We start from the raw sequence: 16,366 nt of genomic DNA, 5'->3' as shown, positions 1-16,366 counted from the left end.
ATGAGCCCGGCGAAAATCTCGCCCATCCAGATCGCCCGTCGCGGTCTGATGCTGGTCATCTCGTCGCCCTCGGGCGCCGGTAAATCCACCATCGCGCGTACGCTCCTGGAAACGGACAAGCAGATCGGCCTTTCCGTCAGCGTCACGACACGCCAGCGCCGGCCGAGCGAAGTGGAAGGCGTTCACTATCATTTCAAGAGCGTGCGGGAATTCGAGCGGCTGCGCGATTCCGATGCTCTGTTGGAATGGGCCGAGGTTCACGGTAATTTCTACGGCACGCCCCGCGAGCCGGTTGAGCAGGCCATGTCCGAAGGCCGCGACATGCTGTTCGATATCGACTGGCAGGGCGCTCAGCAATTGCAGCAGAAGATGCAGGCCGATGTGGTCTCGATCTTCGTACTGCCGCCGACCATGACTGAGCTGCAATCCCGCCTGCATCGCCGCGCCGAGGATTCCGAGGAGGTCATCCAGACGCGCCTGGCCAATTCCCGTGCCGAGATCTCTCACTGGCGCGAGTATGATTACGTGATCATCAATGATGACCTGAACGCTGCCTTCGATGCGGTACAGTCGATTGTCAAGGCCGAGCGACTGCGCCGCGACCGTCGCCACGGCATGTTCGATTTCGTCCGCGAATTGCTGGAAGAAACGCCGGTTCTTTAAAGCAATTCCAGCAAAAGCGTGCAGCGGTTTTGCGTCCGGAATTGCGTGAAAACAAAGCGATAGAGCATTCCCGTGATTCGAAGAAAAACGGAAATGCCCTAAAGGCTGTTCGCTAGCCGGCAGAATTCTTCCACCGACAGCGTCTCGGCGCGCCTAGCCGGATCGATGCCGGCTTTGACGAGCAGGCTTTCCCCGCCGATCGGCTTCAGGCTCTGGCGCAGCATCTTGCGGCGCTGGCCGAAGGCTGCCTGCGTCACCTTCTCCAGATTGGCGACAGAGCATGGGATCGGGTTTTCGTTCGGCGTCAGGTGGACCACCGTCGAGGTGACCTTCGGCGGCGGCGTGAAAGCCTGTGGCGGTATATCGAATGCCATGCGGGAATGTGTGCGCCATCCCGTGAGCACGCCGAGGCGGCCATAGTGATCGTCGTCCTCGGAGGCGACGATCCGCTCGCCGACTTCCTTCTGGAACATCAGCGTCAGAGATTGCCAGAAGGGCGGCCATGCCTTCGGCAGCAGCCAGTTTACCAGAAGCTGGGTGCCGACATTATAGGGCAGGTTGGCGATGATCTTCACTGGGCCTTCCGGCACCAGCGCCTCGAAATCGGTCTTCAGCGCATCGCCCTCGATGACTTCCAGCCGTCCGGGATAATGGTCGGCGATTTCGGCGAGAGCCGGCAGGCAGCGTGCATCGCGCTCGACCGCGATGACCTTCTTCGCACCGAGCGCCAGGATGGCCCGCGTCAAGCCGCCGGGACCGGGGCCGACTTCAAAGACTGTCGCGTCGTCAAGCGCGCCGGCAGTGCGGGCAACCTTCTGCGTCAGGTTGAGATCGAGCAGGAAGTTCTGCCCGAGCGCCTTGCGCGCGTCGAGCCCATGACGCTGGATAACCTCGCGAAGCGGCGGCAGCCCGTCGAGTGCAGCCATTAAAGACGGCTTTCCGCAGTTCGGCCAAGCTGCGCGCCGAGCTTCAGCGCGGCAACGAGGCTCGTCTCGCGGGCAAGTCCCTTGCCGGCAATGCCGAAGGCGGTGCCATGATCGGGGGAGGTGCGCACGAAAGGAAGGCCGAGCGTCACATTGACGGAATCGTCGAAGCCGAGCGCCTTGGCTGGGATCAGCGCCTGATCGTGATACATGCAGACGGCAACGTCATAACGCGCGCGCGCTTCGTCATGAAACATCGTGTCGGCGGGGAGGGGACCGATCGCATCGATACCCTCGTCACGAAGGATCTGGACCGCCGGATGGATGATGGTCTCATCCTCCTTGCCGATTGCGCCGCCTTCGCCCGCATGTGGATTGAGCCCTGCAATGGCCAGACGCGGAGACGCGATCCCGAACCGCTGCTTCAGATCCCTGTCTGCGATCCGGCAGGTTTCGACGATCAGGCCGAGCGTCAACGCCTGCGGCACATCCTTGAGCGGAATGTGGATGGTGACAGGAATGGCGCGCAGTTTCGGTCCCGCAAGCATCATGACGGGCATGACAGACTGACCGGTCGCATGCATGGCAAGATCGGCAAGGAATTCCGTATGGCCTGGAAATTTGAATCCTGCCTCGTAGAGCACCGACTTGGCGATCGGATTGGTGACGACTGCAAGCGCTTCGCCCTGCATGACGAGCGCCACAGCGGCTTCGATCGAGGCGATCGTGCCCTTTGCCGTCGAGACATGCGGCTCTCCGGCTGCGACATCGATGCCAGCCGGTATCGGTATGACTGGCAGCGCGTCCGCAAATGCACCGAGGCTTTCCGCTGTGTTGCCGATGCTGCGCAGGGGAACGTCGAGGCCGAGCTTTCGTGCCCGAACCGCAAGCACATCGGGATCGCCGATCAGGAAGAACGGCGGCAGTCCAAGCTCGCGTCTGCGAAGCCAGGCCATGAGCGTGATATCAGGCCCAACGCCGGCAGGATCGCCCTGCGTCAGTGCAAGCGGTCGCGAAAACGGTGTCGCCATGAAGAGATCAGCGGTAGATGATCTGCGCGTGTTTACGCAGTTCATCCAGATATTTGGTGGCGTTTTCGTTTTCCGGCGCCGCGGACTTGTCTGCCTTTGCCTTGTCCAGGTCTTCCTGACGGAACACCATTTCAGCCGCCTGGTCATCCGAGACCTGGCGCTGGCTGCAGATCGCGAGATATTCCACGCCCTTGTCGGTCACGCGCGTAGCCGTGGTGTTGCCCTTGGCTCCTATGACCAGATCCTTCCAGTCCGCCGGAATTTCCGGGGCCAGCATGCGGCCGAGATCGCGGATCGAAACGTCCCGCATTGTGGCGGCGAAAGTCTTTGCCTGATCGCAGCCCGGGTATTTGGAGCGTGACGCCTCAGCCTCGCTCTTGCGCTTCGCCGTGATCGCGTTGCGCTTGGATGCGGGAACAACGAAGATGACCTGCTGCAGCATATATTCTGTCGTCACCGGCTTCTGCTTGTTGTTCTGCATCATGCGGTTGACGAGGTCGAAATTCGATAGGCGTGCGCTGGAGCCGTAACGCGCGTTGACGACGCGCGGCCAGCTCATCTGCACGGCAATGAAGTTCTTGAAATGATCGACGCCGACGCCGGCGCGATCGAGGATCTGCCCCATCTGCTCAACGGAAAGCTTGTTGCTGGCGGCAAACCGAGCGAAGGAGGCGTTGACGTCGTCCTGCGAGACGGACATGCGCACGCGAGAGACTTCCTGCCGCTTCAGCGCCTCGTCGACAAGCTGTTCTTCGGCGGCCTTGGCATCGGGTTTCAAGCGCTGCAGGCGCATGAAGGCCTGTCGCTTTGCGACATCGCCGCTGGTAATGGCGGTACCGTTTACCACCGCCTTGACTTCGCTGGCGGCGAAGACAGGTGTACTGAAGGCAGCGAGCATGAAGGCTGCGCCTGCAATAAGCGTGGTTATGGTTTTCTTCGCGTCAATCATCTGTTGACCTCCCGATAGCGCCGTACGATCCAGCGCGCGGCGTTCTTACCATACACTGAGACAAGCGGAAATCGCCTCTCTTGCTCCGCGACACCCTATGTCTCACATAACGACTGGTCGCAATGTCCTACACAGGCTTACGGCGAAAGAATGGCCCGGCCGGAAATCTCCGGCCGTCCATCTGTCATCAGAGGTTATTCGCAGCGTCACCCGTGCCCAGCCTGATATCGCCGAGCGTGCGGAAGGTCAGGCGGGCAGCGATCGTCCAGTCGCTTGCCGTTTGATCCGACGTATCGCGGGCATCCGTATAGGCGATGGTGAAGATCGTGCACTCGTCCTGATAGGAAATGCCGAGCGTGCGTCTGGTGACGACATCGTTGTTCAGATCCCAGGCAATGCCGCCGAAGATCGACCAATAGTCCTTGAACTTGACCCTGGCGTTTGTCTGAATCTCGTCTTGGTCTTCGGCAAAGCCATATGCCGGCTGGGCGCTCACGTGCGTATAGGTGACCTGGCCCGAGAAAGTATCGTTCTGATAGGCCGTGGTCAGATCGCCGCGATTGAACGAGAAATCCTTCTCGTCCAGCCGATAGGAAGCCGCAACGGAAAGACCGAAAGGCATTTCGATGCCGCCCAGTCCGACATAGTCGGAACGGTCGGTTTCAAGGCCGGAATCGGCGCCGACATTCACGAGGTCGTCGGTCGCAAACGAATTCTGACCGGCGAGCTGATAGGACTGTCCAAAGATGCCGTGCAGCTTGTAGCCGCTGTCGAAGGTGCCGGTATACTGGAAGCCGAGGTTTGCGCGCGTGCCGCCCTCGATACGGTCGTAGCCGGAGAACCTGTCACGATCAAAAAGGTTGGTCGCATCGAAGACGAAGCTCTGCGCATCTTCATTCGGCAGCCGGCCTGCAAGCGGCTCGTCTGGCCGCGCATAGATCTGCGCGATCGGCTCCAGAACATGCGTGCTGTTGCTCGTCGTGAACAGGATCGGATAGCGCATTTCCAACCCGGCTGTCAGCATTCCGCGCGTTGCCGCGTTGTCGTCGAGATAGTTGCCGGCATAGGGGATGCCGTTGGCATCGACCGGACTTTCCATGTTGAGCGCGAAAGCATCGCCGCGTGCCGCGAGCAACGGTGTGATCACCAGGCCGGTCGATGTCACGAAGGTGCGCTTCCACTGCAGTTCCGTGCTCAAGCGGGTGGTCTGACCCTCCAGGCCACGGAAGCGGTCGAAGCCCGCGACGTTGTAGAAGTCGTCGTGGGTGCGCGAAATATTGGTGAGATTGACATCTGCAGAAAGCTCACCGCCTGCGAGTGGCTGCGGCGCGACATAGTGATAGTCAAGCGTCGGATAGACGATCGCCTGCTGCTTTTCCGCGGTGCTGTTACTGTCGGCGTCCTGTACGTCGAAATAGAAGGCGCGCAGGTCGAAGTAATTCCGCTTGCCGAGACCCGTCAGATAGACGGTGTTGGCATGCGGCGTGTTGTCGTAACCGTCGATCTTGTAGGTGCGTGAGAAGTTGTTGTCGCTCTGCACCATCACATCCCAGCCGAAGGTCCAGCGGGGATTGATCCTGAAGTTCCCCGCCGATGCGACCATGCCGCGCTGTTCAGCTTCGGCATCGCTTGTACCTTCGCTGAAATTACCGGGGTTCATCTGATCGATGCCGGCGAGGTGCATCGTCATCGTGCCGTTTTCGAAGCGGCGGCGATATTCGCCCTCGAGCAGGAAGCCCTGCGAGGTATAGCCGGTGCCCGTGACGGTGAAATCCGAACTCGGGGAGATGACGTAATAATAGGGAACGGACAGACCGTAGCCAAGATTTTGTGAAACGCTCATCGACGGGAACAGGAAGCCGGACTTGCGCTTCACGGTATTGTCGGGGACTTCGATCCACGGCAAGTATACGAGAGAACGGCCAAGCAGCTGGAATCGCGCCTTTTCAAGGCGGATCGTGTGCTTCTCACTGTTCTGGATAACGCGTTCGGCCTTGACCTGCCAGAAGGGCGCGCGTTCGGGCTTTTCGGCGCAGGGCAAGCAGGCCGTGTAGACGCCTTTATTGAGAATCATCTGCGTACCGCCGACTCGCTGGCCGGTTTCGGCAACGAGGCGGGTATTATCGCTTGTCTCAATTCGCAGCGCATTCATGAAGCCGTCTGCGAAATTGTCGGTCACGTCGAGACTGTCGGCATAGATACGGTTGCCGTCGGGCGTCACCATCTCGATGTTGCCGGTCGCCATCATGCGGCCGGTCTTCTGGTTATAGTCGACCTTCTGGGCGACCAGCCTGTAGCCGCCGTAATTGATCTGCACGCCGCCGATCACAGAGACGAGCTCCTGGTCCTTATTATAGACAAGCTCGTTCGCAGACAGCATCAGCTTCGCATCCGGCGAGATATTCTGGCCGATTGCAGGCATGCCGGTATTGGCCTGCTGGCCATAGGCCAGCGGGGCACTCTCGAAATAGGAACACAGAGCTGCGCCTAAGAGCAGGGCAACCAACTGTTTACTAAACACCTTGCGGTCGCCTACCGCCACTAGCCATCCTCCTGATGAAGCAGGATCGTCGCGCCTAAAGCGAGCGCCACGACCACTGGTATCCAAGTCGCCACAAACGGCGGCACGACACCGCTGCTTCCAAATGCCTTTACAAGCACGGTGACGACATAAAGCATGAAGCCTGAAAGGATTCCACCCAGAATCACAGAGCGTGACTGGTTGAACCGGCTAAATTTTAGAGACACTGTTGCAGCAATGAGAGTCATGGCCACCAAGAGCAGCGGCTGCGACAGCAGAGAGTTGAATTGAGTCTCAAGCGCCTTCGTGGATATCCCGAAGGATTTGGCGGCAGCGATACGGTTGGAAAGGTCAAAGAAACCAATTGTTTCCGGCGCTGTCAGCCGCTCCTTGATGAAGTCTTGCTTCAGATTGGTACGAAGCTGCTCCGTAGCCTTACGCACTGGGATTTCCCCAGGCTTGCGTTCGACGACGTTGTTAAGCTGCCAGTAACCATCTTCCAATTTGGCGGATGAGGCATCCTGCCTCAGAATGACCTGACCGGTGGAATCAAAGTGGACAAGCACGACGTCCATGAGCAGCGTGCCGTTCTCCAGCACGGTCTTGGCGCCGATGATGACATCGTCCCGGCCGCTGATCTGGCGCAGCCACGGAACCTGCAGTGCCCTGATCATGGCATTGTCCTGACCGCGCCAGGCCGTTTCGAATTGTGTTGCCTGCCTCTGGCCCCAGGCGGCGAGCGGATTGAGCGCCACCACCGTCAGCACCCCGAGAATCAAGGACCCCGCGATAAAAGGCAGCATGAACTGCCAGACCGAGATGCCGGCCGCACGGGTGACGACGAGTTCATATTTCCGGTTGAGGCCGATCAGCACGGTGATGCCGACGAACAGCGCCACGAAGGGGATGGTCTGCTGCAGGATCAACGGCAGGCGAACGGCGGTGAGCAGCACAGCACCACCCAGCGTATAGCCGGGGAAATTAGAGATGCGGCTTGCCGTCTCGCTGAAGTCCAGCAGGAAGGTGATGGCGCTCATGCCGATCAGGAACCACATCGTGGTTACGACATACCGGCGGAAGAAATACCGCGACAATGTCCCGAAAATCATCGCACAGCGCCTCCGCCGGTCCGGTTCGTCGCGGCAAGTACCCGCTTCTGCGCGCGCTTCCAGATCGTCGAGGTGCGATTTCTGACGACAAGCGGCATGGCGAGCCGCTTATGCATGTTCAGGAAAATAATCGAAACCAGGCTGGTCACGATCGGGATCGCATAGAGGATCGGGATGTAGATCGTGCTCTTGTCGATCTGGTTGGCAACGTAGAACGCCGCCCAGCGCAGGACGAATGCGAGGCCCAGTGCGCCGATCATCGGATGCATGCGTGCCTCGCGGTGCGATCGCGCATCCCCGGCTATGGCGAGCGAGAACAGCGCGAAAACGAAGGGAAGCATCCAGTCGGTCAGGCGGCGATGCAGCTCGGCGGTATAGCTGCCGGGTTTGGCGATGTAATCAGGATCTTTCGGATCGGGATTGAGCAGGAAGGCGAGATCGCGGTCGCTCGCGCGAAGCGTCGCCTGGCCGTTATTTTCCGTCATATCCGAAAGGTCGAAGGAATAGGAATCGAACTTGATGACCGAGACGTTTCCATCGGGCGTTTTGCGATGGACTTCGCCATCATGCATGATCAGCGACGTGCCGATATCATCCACGGCGCCTTCGCGCGCATAATAGATGAGCTCGTTATTCGGATCGCGCTCGTCGGCGACGAAGAGGCCTTTGAGCATGCGGCCGGCAAGCCGCTGCGAAATCTGCACATAGAGGCCTTCGTCGATCTTGCGGAAGGTCTTCTCCTCGATCACGGACGAAAGAAGATCGGCATAGGTCGCGGCGATCATCTGCCGCACGACCGTCTTCGCACGCGGCTCGACAACATTGTCGACGAAAAACGAGAAGACACTGATGAGGATCGCGAGCAGCAGGATCGGCCGCGCCAGGATGCTGCGGCGGGCGCCGGCGGCATCGATCACGGTCAGCTCGGAATCATTGTTCATCGTCGTCAGCGTCTGGGTAATGCCGATGACGAGTGCAAAGGGCAGCACGATGGGAATGATCGACGGCAGGATCAGCGTCGCAAGCGTGGCGAAGGAGCCGATCGACTGGCCGCTGTCGGTCACCAGGTTGATGCGCTGCAGGACCTGGGTGGTCCAGATGATCGCGAGTACTGGGAGCAGGGCCACGAGAAACATCTGGCCAACACGCCGCAATATATATGTCTCGAGTAGTTTCATGCTCGCCCTTGAACGCGCCTGCAGGTCGATATGATCAGCAGGAGATTCCCTCTACGCTGTTTGTCTCTGTTTTGCGACAAGTCAGTGTCAAAAATTCATTCAAATTTCAGAATTTTTTTGTTGCCGTGGCGACTCAGCAAGTGCCATCAGTGCCGCGAATATGACGACCGAAGAAAGCCATCCCAGCACGACGTCGGATAGATAATGTGCACCGAAGGAGAGCCGCATCGCAGGCGTCAGGATGGAAACGGCGGCGACGGGTGCCACAAGCGCATAACGTATCGACTTCGGAACGAAGATCAGCAGGCAGAACAGCCAGCCCGCGCTCGCCGCCTCGCCGGAAATGAAGGAGCAGTTCGAGACGCACTTGCCGGCCAATGAACCGGCTTCTGCGAAATGCAGCGTACCGCCGAAGAAATCCGTCTGCACTGGCCGCGGCCGACCCCAATGTTCCTTGAGGATCACATTGACGAGAAGAACGGGACCGATCAGCAGCGTGCCGAGCGCAACCTTCAGGTCGCGGGCGCGCGGCGCGTTGAATGTAGCGCCATGCTGCTGATAGCACTCGACCAGTTTCCACAGCATGACCGCGGTCACGACATAGGGAACGTAGAAGAAGAGCGTGCGCAACAGACCGAGGATCGCCTCGCTCCGATAGGGGAAGGAGCCGCAGATCTCGGTTGCCGGGGCCGATGCGTCACAGGCCGCCTGCACGAAAAAAAGCTGGGAAAAATAAATGTCTATCCCGGGAAAGGCGCGGAACAGGGCAAGCAGCAGCCACCACACCCAGAAGAGCAGGACAAAGACGCCGAATGCCGTTTGCGGCAGGCGAACTGCCGGACCCCGCCATCGATTTTTCGAAAAAACTGTCAACGCAAACATCTACGAAACTGACGAAAACCTTTTGGCCGGGCGGCCGCGAGGAACATAACAACTGTCGCCGGCCATTGACAGACCCGTCAAACGCGAAATTATCCCCTGGAACGGATTTCATGAATCCCATCGGAGAAGACATGTCTGCAAAATTCGAAATTTCATTCTCAAAATCGGCAAAGCTCAGCAGCGGCCTCGCGATTCTTCTGAAGACGTCCGAGGCCGACACCGCGGCTGGGGCCGATATTGCCGATCCGGCGGGAGTGATCGCTAAGGCGTCGAAGATTGCGCGCTTTTCGGCAAAGTCGTTGGCTGCCCTCGATCTGGTGGCGCCCGAGGGTGCGCCTGTCGAACGCATCGTCGTCCTTGGTCTTGGAAAGCCGGCAGACCTGACCGTCCACGACTGGCTGAAGGCCGGCGGCAGCGCTGCCTCGCGGATCAAGAATACTGAGAAAGCGACGATCTTCATCGATGCGCCGGGCGCAGACGTCAGCGCCAAGGCTGCGGCCGATTTCGCTCTCGGCATGCTGATGCGCGCCTACAGCTTCGATACTTATAAGACGAAGAAGAATGACGACGAGGAGAAGCAGGCGAAGTCGGTCAAGGTGACGATCGTCACGGCCGATGCGGCTGCGGCCAAGAAGGCCTTCGCCGATGCCGAAGCGGTTGCCGACGGCGTCAATCTCGCTCGTGACCTGGTCAACGAGCCGCCGAACGTCCTCGGCCCCATCGAATTTGCGGCCAAGGCAAAGGAGCTCGAGAAGCTTGGCGTCGAGGTGGAAATCCTCACCGAGCGCGAAATGCGCCGTCTCGGCATGGGCGCGCTGCTCGGCGTCGCCCAAGGCTCCGTGCGCCCGCCGCGCCTGGCTGTCATGCAGTGGAAGGGCGGCAAGAGCAAGGATCGGCCGATTGCCTTCATCGGCAAAGGCGTCGTCTTCGATACCGGCGGCATCTCGATCAAGCCGGCTGCCAATATGGAAGACATGAAGGGCGATATGGGCGGTGCGGCTGCCGTCACCGGCCTTATGCACACGCTTGCCGCCCGCAAGGCGCCGGTCAATGTCGTGGGCATCATCGGCCTTGTGGAAAACATGCCTGATGGCAACGCCCAGCGTCCGGGCGACATCGTCACCTCCATGTCCGGCCAGACGATCGAGATCATCAACACGGATGCGGAAGGCCGCCTCGTGCTCTGCGATGCGCTCTGGTATTGCAACGACCGCTTCAAGCCACAGTTTATGATCAATCTCGCGACGCTGACAGGCGCCATCATGGTCGCGCTCGGCAACAGCCATGCGGGTCTCTTCTCGAATGACGATCCGCTGTCGGCGCAGCTGACGGCCGCCGGTCTCGTCACGAACGAGAAGCTGTGGCGCATGCCGCTTGGCAAGGAATATGACAAGATGATCGACAGCAAGTTCGCCGACATGAAGAATACCGGCGGTCGTCTCGCCGGTTCCATCACCGCGGCGCATTTCCTCAAGCGCTTCGTGCAGGATACGCCCTGGGCGCATCTCGATATCGCCGGCACGGCCATGGGCTCGGTGCAGGACGAGATCAACCAGTCCTGGGGCTCCGGTTTCGGCGTGCGCCTGCTTGATGAACTGGTCCGCTCGAACTACGAAACACGATGACGGAAATCCTCTTCTACCATCTGACGGAATCGAAGCTGGAAGACGCGCTTCCGCCGTTGCTCGACAAGAGTGTCGAGCGCGGCTGGCGCGTCGTCGTCCAGATGAAGGAGGCTGCGCGGCGCGATGCGCTGGATCAGCATCTATGGACCTATCGGGAGGATAGCTTTCTGCCGCATGGCACGGATGAGGCCGATTTCGCCGGGGATCAGCCGGTTCTCCTGACGGTTTCGACTGACAATCCGAATGCTGCTACCGTCCGCTTCATCGTCGATGGCGCCGAGCCGCCGGCCGTCGCGGATTATGAGCGGATCGTCTTCATGTTCGACGGTTATGATCAGGAGCAGCTTGAAGGCGCGCGCGCCCAGTGGAAGAAGCTGAAAGGCGAGGGGCATAACCTCACCTATTGGCAGCAGACGCCGGAAGGGCGGTGGGAGAAGAAGGCCTGACCTCGATCGTCAGGCAAGGCCCGCTTCCGCCAGAACCCTGTTGATGAAATCCTTCTTCGCTCCCGTGTAGGCGGCTCGGCTTTCGGCATATTTTTCCGCGAGGCCGATCTTCAGTTCTTCATAGGCCAGCGCAAGGGCTGGATCGCCTTGCAGCCTGTCGCGGAAGAAGATGTTCCGCCTCCAGTTGAAGCCCTGATATTCGACGACATGGGCGAGATGCGTGCGCGTCTCGCCCGTGACACCGCGGCCGAAGAGATGGTCGTCGGGTACGATGTCGGCACCGGCATAGTCGTAGCCGATCGCTTCCATGGGCTTGATGCAGGCAAGTCCGTCATCAAGGCGGCGAATGCCGATCAGGATATCGATGATCGGTTTCGCCTTGATGCCTGGAATGGCAGTGCTGCCGAAGTGCTGTATATCGATTGCCAGAGGGCCAAGCGCGTCGCGGATCCTGGCCTCTTCCAGCAGATAGGCCTGCCGCCACTTGGCATTGGGGTCGGCGAGCCTCACCGCCAGATGTGGGACGCCCAATCCAAACGATTCATCCTGCTCCTGCTGCATGGAAAACGTCCCTCACGTTTCGTTTTCCTATTCTAGCATTCCGCAGGCACAATGGCATCTGCCCGCGAGGCCGATCAGTCGTAGAACGCCTCGACGAATTTGCGCTTGCCGAGCATGAAGGCATCGGCGACATGGCGCAGCGGCGCCAGATCGACATCCGACTTGCCGGCCTTGATGAGCTCGGCGAAACGGCGGTAGAGCGACGGATATTCGGCTTCCGGCGCAGAGAACTTCAGTTCGCCGTCGACCGAGAGCTTCGAACCGCCTTCGGAAAGAACCATCTGTCCGGCTGCCGTCTCAGCGATGATGTCCCAGCTCTGCTTGCCCGTCTGGCGCCAGTCGAATTCTGCGTGAACGGGAACGTAGTCGACATTGCGGAAATGCAGGTCGGCAGCAATCGGCGAATCACGGTTTTCAGGGAATTCCAGCGTGCCGGCGCTGAGGAACATCGCCTTCGGCAGGATATGCGTGACGATCGAAAGCGCGTTGATGCCCGGATCGAAAACGCCGAGACCGCCGGCCTGCCAGATCCATTCCTGGTTCGGATGCCAGTGGCGCACGTCTTCCTTCCAGATCACGTGCATGCTCTTGATCTCGGTCGAGGCGAGGAACGATTTGGCGGCTTCGACGGCAGCTGCATAGCGCGAATGCCAGCTCGCAAACAGCGTCGCACCCTGCTTGGTCGCGAGGTCCTCCAGATCTTCCACTTCGCTCAGCGTCGCGCCCGGTGGCTTCTCGAGGAAGACGTGTTTGCCGGCGGCCAGCGCCTTGTAGGCAGCTTCATAGCGATACTGAGGCGGCATGCAGAGCGAAACGGCATCGATCGATGGTTCGGCGTCGAGCATGTCGTCTATCGACGTATAGGCGGCAACGCCGTCGACCGTACCGTTGCGGCTTGCCGTCGCCACCAGCTTGAAATCGGCATTGGCGGCGATGGAGGGGAGGTGCTGGTCGCGGACGATCTTGCCGACGCCGACGATGGCGAGGTTGATGGCTGACATTGTAAAGCTCGCGTTCGGTGTTTCGCTAAAAGTATGACTTATTGCGCGCCGTTTTATCAGAAAGCGGTCCGCGGACAAGTCTGGTCTTTGAGAACAGACGACGCGATTTTTGGGTAATTGTCTAGCTCTTGATGACCGCGAAAATTCTTGCGCCGCAGCAAAGTATCTCCAGACAGTGACTTCCGCCGGCGGCGCCTCAGCTCGCCATGGCTCCTTCATATTCAGCGGAGAGCTCCAGCCATTGCTCTTCGGCGGCAGCGAGTTTGGCGGCGGTTTCGCCGCGCTGCTTGGCTTTTTCGGCGGCCTTGGCGGGCGCCTTTTCATAGAGCGCAGGATCCGCAAGTTCCGCATCAAGTGCCTGAATCAGTTTCTCCAGCTTGCCCGTCAAGGATTCGATTTCGTTGATCTTTTTCTTAAGAGGGGCGAGCGAGGCGCGCTTGTCCGCATTCAGTTTGCGCTGGTCGGCCTTCGAGGACTGGTCTTCAGACTGCTTCTGCTTTTCGTCGTCTTTTTTTTTGCCGGAAGCGACGATCAGGTCGCGATATTCTTCCATATCGCCTTCGAAACTCGTCACCGTGCCGTTGTTGACCAGCCAGAGGCGGTCGACGGTCGCTTCGATCAGGTGCCGGTCGTGCGAGATCAGGATAACCGCCCCGTCATAATCGTTCAGCGCCTCGATCAGCGCGCGGCGGCTGTCGATGTCGAGATGGTTCGTCGGCTCGTCGAGGATCAACAGGTTCGGTGCATAAAAGGCGGCAAGCCCCATCAGCAGGCGTGCCTTTTCGCCGCCCGAGAGGTCTTTCGCGGCCGTCGCCATCTTCTCGGTCGCAAGGCCCATCTGCGCCACGCGGGAGCGCACCTTGGCTTCGGGCTCTGTCGGCATCAGCCGCCGCACATGTTCGACAGGCGTCTCATTCGGTACGAGATCGTCGAGCTGATGCTGCGCGAAGAAACCAATCTTCAGGCCCGGCGCCAGACGCACTTCGCCGCTCTCGGCCGCCAGCCGTCCCGAGATGAATTTCGCAAAGGTCGATTTACCGTTGCCGTTCGAGCCGAGCAGGGCGATGCGGTCGTCATTGTCGATGCGCAGGTTGAGCCCTTTGAGGATCGGCTTGCCGGGCTCGTAGCCGACTGCGCCGCCGCTGACCGCGACGATCGGCGAGGCCGGCTGCTTTTCGGGTTCGGGGAAGGTGATCGGCTGAACGTGGTCCTCGATCACGGCCGCGACCGTGCCCATGCGCTCCAGCGCCTTGACGCGCGATTGGGCCTGCTTCGCCTTGGAGGCCTTGGCCTTGAAGCGGTCGATGAAGCTCTGCAGGTGCTTGCGCGCCGCATCGTTCTTCGCCTTGGCCTTCATCTGCAACTCGTCGGCCTCTGCCTTCTGCCGCTCGAACTGGTCGTAATTGCCGCGGTAGAAGGTGAGCTTCTTCTGGTCGAGATGCACGATCGAATTGACCGCGTTGTTCAGCAGATCGCGATCGTGGCTGATGATGATGACCGTGTGCGGATAGCGGCGGATGTAATCCTCCAGCCACATCGTGCCTTCGAGGTCGAGATAGTTGGTCGGCTCGTCGAGCAGCAGCAGGTCCGGCTCGGTAAAGAGCACGGAGGCGAGCGCCACGCGCATGCGCCAGCCGCCCGAGAAGGAGGATGCGGGCCGGGCCTGCGCTTCCTGATCGAAGCCAAGGCCCGAGAGGATGCTGGCGGCGCGTGCTTCCGCCGAATGGGCGTCGATATCGACGAGGCGCATCTGGATTTCGGCGATGCGATGCGGATCGGTTGCCGTTTCCGCCTCGGTCAGCAGGGCGGCGCGTTCCTTGTCAGCGGAAAGCACGATCGTGATCAGCGAATCCTCCGTTCCCGGAGCTTCCTGCTTCACCTGACCCATGCGCGCATTCTTGGGGATCGATATTGTCCCGCTTTCGGCTCCCAGATCGCCTGTTATGACGCGGAAGAGGGTGGATTTGCCGGCGCCGTTGCGCCCCACGAGCCCGGCCTTAGTGCCTGACGGCAGCGAGACGCTGGCGTGGTCGAGGAGCAGGCGGCCGGCGATGCGGGCGGAAATGTCTGAAATCGTGATCATGCGCGCGGTTTTGGCCGAAAGCCGCCGCCAAGGCAAGATGGATCAGCGGCGTGTTGGCCACTGTTTGCCATCAATAGCGCATAGCCGAACGCCTTACCGGCCGAAGGCTTGCACCGGCAGGCGCGGATTGGACTGGGCGGCAAGCAGCGCCACGCGGGCATTGGCCTGAAGCTGACCGGGTGTGGCCGCATCGCCGCTCAACGCCACGCCGACCGAAATCGTCAAGCCGCTTGCATCCGAAGTGTCCGACGCTGCGAAAACAAGATTGTCTTCGACGGAACCGCGCAGCCGCTCGGCGATCGCCAATGCATCCTGCATGCCGACATTGGCAAAGAGGAAGGCGAATTCGTCGGCCTCCAGGCGCGCAATGAAATCGTTCTTCTTCACCGTCTTGCGGAAGAGGCCGGCAAGCTTCTTCAAAAGCTTGTTGCCGGTCTGCGCGCCGTAGCGGGTGGTAAGCTCCTTGAAATCATCGATGTCGATCATGATCAGCGCGCTGCCGGCCGCACCCTCTTCCTGACCATAGAGGTCGTCGAGCGCACGATTGAGCCCGATACGGTTCGGCAGGCCGGTGATCTTGTCCGTGATAGCAGCCGCCTGCACGGCGGAAATGCCGCGCTCCAGCGCCGTCAGCCGCTCGATATCCTCTTCCAGCTTTGTGCCGATCGTTCGTTCTGCTGCAAGGACGGCCGAAAGCGAGGCGGCGAGATATTCGACCTCGGCCATGAAATCGGCAAGGCTCTGGTGCTCCTGCTGGCCCGAGACGGATTTGAGGATGGTCTCGCAGGCGCGCGCAAAGGCCTGGTGATGCAGGCGCCCCTCGGCCAGTCGCTCCGCCGTTTCCTTAAGCATGCGGCTTGCCTCGTTGCGCGAGCGGTCGCCCGCCAGCCCGTAGTGGCCGACGAGCCGGTAGCGCAGGCCGAGTTCGTCCAAGGCTTCCTGCTGCGGATGCGAACCGAGGGCTGCGATATCCTGCGCCAACCCGGCATTCAGGCCGATCAGTGCCTCGTGGAACAGTTCATAATTGCGTGGCAGGCCCGCCACATTGAGCCGCATCATATGCTGAGCGACCTTCTGGATATCGGCAGCCGGCATCGGCCGGGTAGCCTCGCGCGCATTCAATGCATTTGCAACGGCAGTCGGCATGACGATCCCCTCATTGCCATTGGTTCTCTTGGCCATCGGCTCTTCTGCTTCCGCTATGCAGGGAAGCTTTTAAGAGACATTGAATTTTCAAAGCTTATGGGGCGGGAAGCCGCAAAACCGGTTAATGCACTCTTGCTGCGTCCCGATCGGAAATGGCCGTGTTCGTTTCAGCAACGGACGCGATGGGCGCCATGAAAATTCCTGATTTGATCGCGCCCGCTTTCTGGCGTGGAATGAACTCGTTGCGA

The 16,366-nt window shown here is 60.1% G+C and carries 14 protein-coding genes; 3 read left to right on the top strand and 11 right to left on the bottom strand.

Annotation, left to right across the window (positions count from 1 at the left end; translation table 11 throughout):
• The gene (gmk, locus tag AC1DM5_RS18785) at positions 1-663 is read left to right on the top strand and encodes a guanylate kinase (protein ID WP_477820187.1); all 663 of its coding nucleotides are present in this window, start codon (positions 1-3) and stop codon (positions 661-663) included.
• A gap of 98 nt (positions 664-761) precedes the next feature.
• Here gmk and rsmA read toward each other — a convergent pair whose 3' ends face one another.
• The 7 genes from rsmA to AC1DM5_RS18750 form a co-directional block, all read right to left on the bottom strand.
• A complete protein-coding gene (gene rsmA, locus AC1DM5_RS18780; RefSeq protein WP_477975411.1) occupies positions 762-1,589 on the bottom strand; it encodes a 16S rRNA (adenine(1518)-N(6)/adenine(1519)-N(6))-dimethyltransferase RsmA in 828 nt (275 codons plus the stop codon).
• A complete protein-coding gene (pdxA, locus tag AC1DM5_RS18775; protein WP_477820185.1) occupies positions 1,589-2,617 on the bottom strand; it encodes a 4-hydroxythreonine-4-phosphate dehydrogenase PdxA in 1,029 nt (342 codons plus the stop codon). Before pdxA ends, rsmA begins: the two co-directional genes overlap by 1 nt.
• A 7-nt stretch (positions 2,618-2,624) precedes the next feature.
• Positions 2,625-3,566 (bottom strand): SurA N-terminal domain-containing protein, encoded by a 942-nt coding sequence (locus AC1DM5_RS18770; protein WP_477820184.1) that lies wholly within the window; start codon positions 3,564-3,566, stop codon positions 2,625-2,627.
• 187 nt (positions 3,567-3,753) lie between these two features.
• Positions 3,754-6,108, bottom strand: coding sequence for an LPS-assembly protein LptD (locus AC1DM5_RS18765; protein ID WP_477820183.1), 2,355 nt, complete (start codon positions 6,106-6,108; stop codon positions 3,754-3,756).
• The gene (gene lptG / locus AC1DM5_RS18760; RefSeq protein WP_477820182.1) at positions 6,108-7,196 is read right to left on the bottom strand and encodes an LPS export ABC transporter permease LptG; all 1,089 of its coding nucleotides are present in this window, start codon (positions 7,194-7,196) and stop codon (positions 6,108-6,110) included. Before lptG ends, AC1DM5_RS18765 begins: the two co-directional genes overlap by 1 nt.
• Positions 7,193-8,374 carry an LptF/LptG family permease gene (locus tag AC1DM5_RS18755; RefSeq protein WP_477820181.1) on the bottom strand — a complete coding sequence of 394 codons (1,182 nt, stop codon included), beginning with the start codon at positions 8,372-8,374 and terminating at the stop codon, positions 7,193-7,195. Before AC1DM5_RS18755 ends, lptG begins: the two co-directional genes overlap by 4 nt.
• Positions 8,375-8,473: 99 nt before the next feature.
• A complete protein-coding gene (locus tag AC1DM5_RS18750) occupies positions 8,474-9,247 on the bottom strand; it encodes a phosphatase PAP2 family protein (RefSeq protein WP_477820180.1) in 774 nt (257 codons plus the stop codon).
• A 140-nt stretch (positions 9,248-9,387) separates the two neighbouring features.
• Between AC1DM5_RS18750 and AC1DM5_RS18745 the strand changes: the two genes are divergently transcribed.
• Positions 9,388-10,881, top strand: coding sequence for a leucyl aminopeptidase (locus AC1DM5_RS18745; RefSeq protein ID WP_477975409.1), 1,494 nt, complete (start codon positions 9,388-9,390; stop codon positions 10,879-10,881).
• Positions 10,878-11,327, top strand: a complete 450-nt coding sequence (locus AC1DM5_RS18740) for a DNA polymerase III subunit chi (RefSeq protein ID WP_477820178.1) — start codon at positions 10,878-10,880, stop codon at positions 11,325-11,327. The genes AC1DM5_RS18745 and AC1DM5_RS18740 overlap by 4 nt, the downstream gene beginning before the upstream one ends.
• A 9-nt stretch (positions 11,328-11,336) precedes the next feature.
• Here the strand turns inward: AC1DM5_RS18740 and AC1DM5_RS18735 are convergent, their stop codons facing one another.
• From AC1DM5_RS18735 to AC1DM5_RS18720, 4 genes are all read right to left on the bottom strand, one after another.
• Positions 11,337-11,888 (bottom strand): GrpB family protein, encoded by a 552-nt coding sequence (locus tag AC1DM5_RS18735; RefSeq protein ID WP_477820177.1) that lies wholly within the window; start codon positions 11,886-11,888, stop codon positions 11,337-11,339.
• A gap of 74 nt (positions 11,889-11,962) precedes the next feature.
• Complete coding sequence (locus AC1DM5_RS18730) at positions 11,963-12,889, bottom strand: Gfo/Idh/MocA family protein (protein WP_477820176.1); 927 nt, start codon at positions 12,887-12,889, stop codon at positions 11,963-11,965.
• 196 nt (positions 12,890-13,085) lie between these two features.
• A complete protein-coding gene (locus tag AC1DM5_RS18725; protein WP_477820175.1) occupies positions 13,086-14,972 on the bottom strand; it encodes an ABC-F family ATP-binding cassette domain-containing protein in 1,887 nt (628 codons plus the stop codon).
• A gap of 93 nt (positions 14,973-15,065) precedes the next feature.
• The gene (locus tag AC1DM5_RS18720) at positions 15,066-16,118 is read right to left on the bottom strand and encodes a GGDEF domain-containing protein (RefSeq protein ID WP_477820232.1); all 1,053 of its coding nucleotides are present in this window, start codon (positions 16,116-16,118) and stop codon (positions 15,066-15,068) included.
• Between the last annotated feature and the right edge of the window lie 248 nt (positions 16,119-16,366).

Source organism: Rhizobium sp. 01T437 (genome assembly GCF_056398505.1).
This window is presented reverse-complemented; position numbering and strand designations above follow the sequence as displayed.

Excerpts from the sequence above, each read along its gene's own strand:
- gmk (WP_477820187.1), top strand. The coding sequence starts at position 1 with ATGAGCCCGGCGAAAATCTCGCCCATCCAGATCGCCCGTCGCGGTCTG.
- rsmA (WP_477975411.1), bottom strand. The coding sequence starts at position 1,589 with ATGGCTGCACTCGACGGGCTGCCGCCGCTTCGCGAGGTTATCCAGCGT.
- pdxA (WP_477820185.1), bottom strand. The coding sequence starts at position 2,617 with ATGGCGACACCGTTTTCGCGACCGCTTGCACTGACGCAGGGCGATCCT.
- AC1DM5_RS18770 (WP_477820184.1), bottom strand. The coding sequence starts at position 3,566 with ATGATTGACGCGAAGAAAACCATAACCACGCTTATTGCAGGCGCAGCC.
- lptG (WP_477820182.1), bottom strand. The coding sequence starts at position 7,196 with ATGATTTTCGGGACATTGTCGCGGTATTTCTTCCGCCGGTATGTCGTA.
- AC1DM5_RS18755 (WP_477820181.1), bottom strand. The coding sequence starts at position 8,374 with ATGAAACTACTCGAGACATATATATTGCGGCGTGTTGGCCAGATGTTT.
- AC1DM5_RS18745 (WP_477975409.1), top strand. The coding sequence starts at position 9,388 with ATGTCTGCAAAATTCGAAATTTCATTCTCAAAATCGGCAAAGCTCAGC.
- AC1DM5_RS18740 (WP_477820178.1), top strand. The coding sequence starts at position 10,878 with ATGACGGAAATCCTCTTCTACCATCTGACGGAATCGAAGCTGGAAGAC.
- AC1DM5_RS18735 (WP_477820177.1), bottom strand. The coding sequence starts at position 11,888 with ATGCAGCAGGAGCAGGATGAATCGTTTGGATTGGGCGTCCCACATCTG.
- AC1DM5_RS18730 (WP_477820176.1), bottom strand. The coding sequence starts at position 12,889 with ATGTCAGCCATCAACCTCGCCATCGTCGGCGTCGGCAAGATCGTCCGC.
- AC1DM5_RS18725 (WP_477820175.1), bottom strand. The coding sequence starts at position 14,972 with ATGATCACGATTTCAGACATTTCCGCCCGCATCGCCGGCCGCCTGCTC.
- AC1DM5_RS18720 (WP_477820232.1), bottom strand. The coding sequence starts at position 16,118 with ATGCCGACTGCCGTTGCAAATGCATTGAATGCGCGCGAGGCTACCCGG.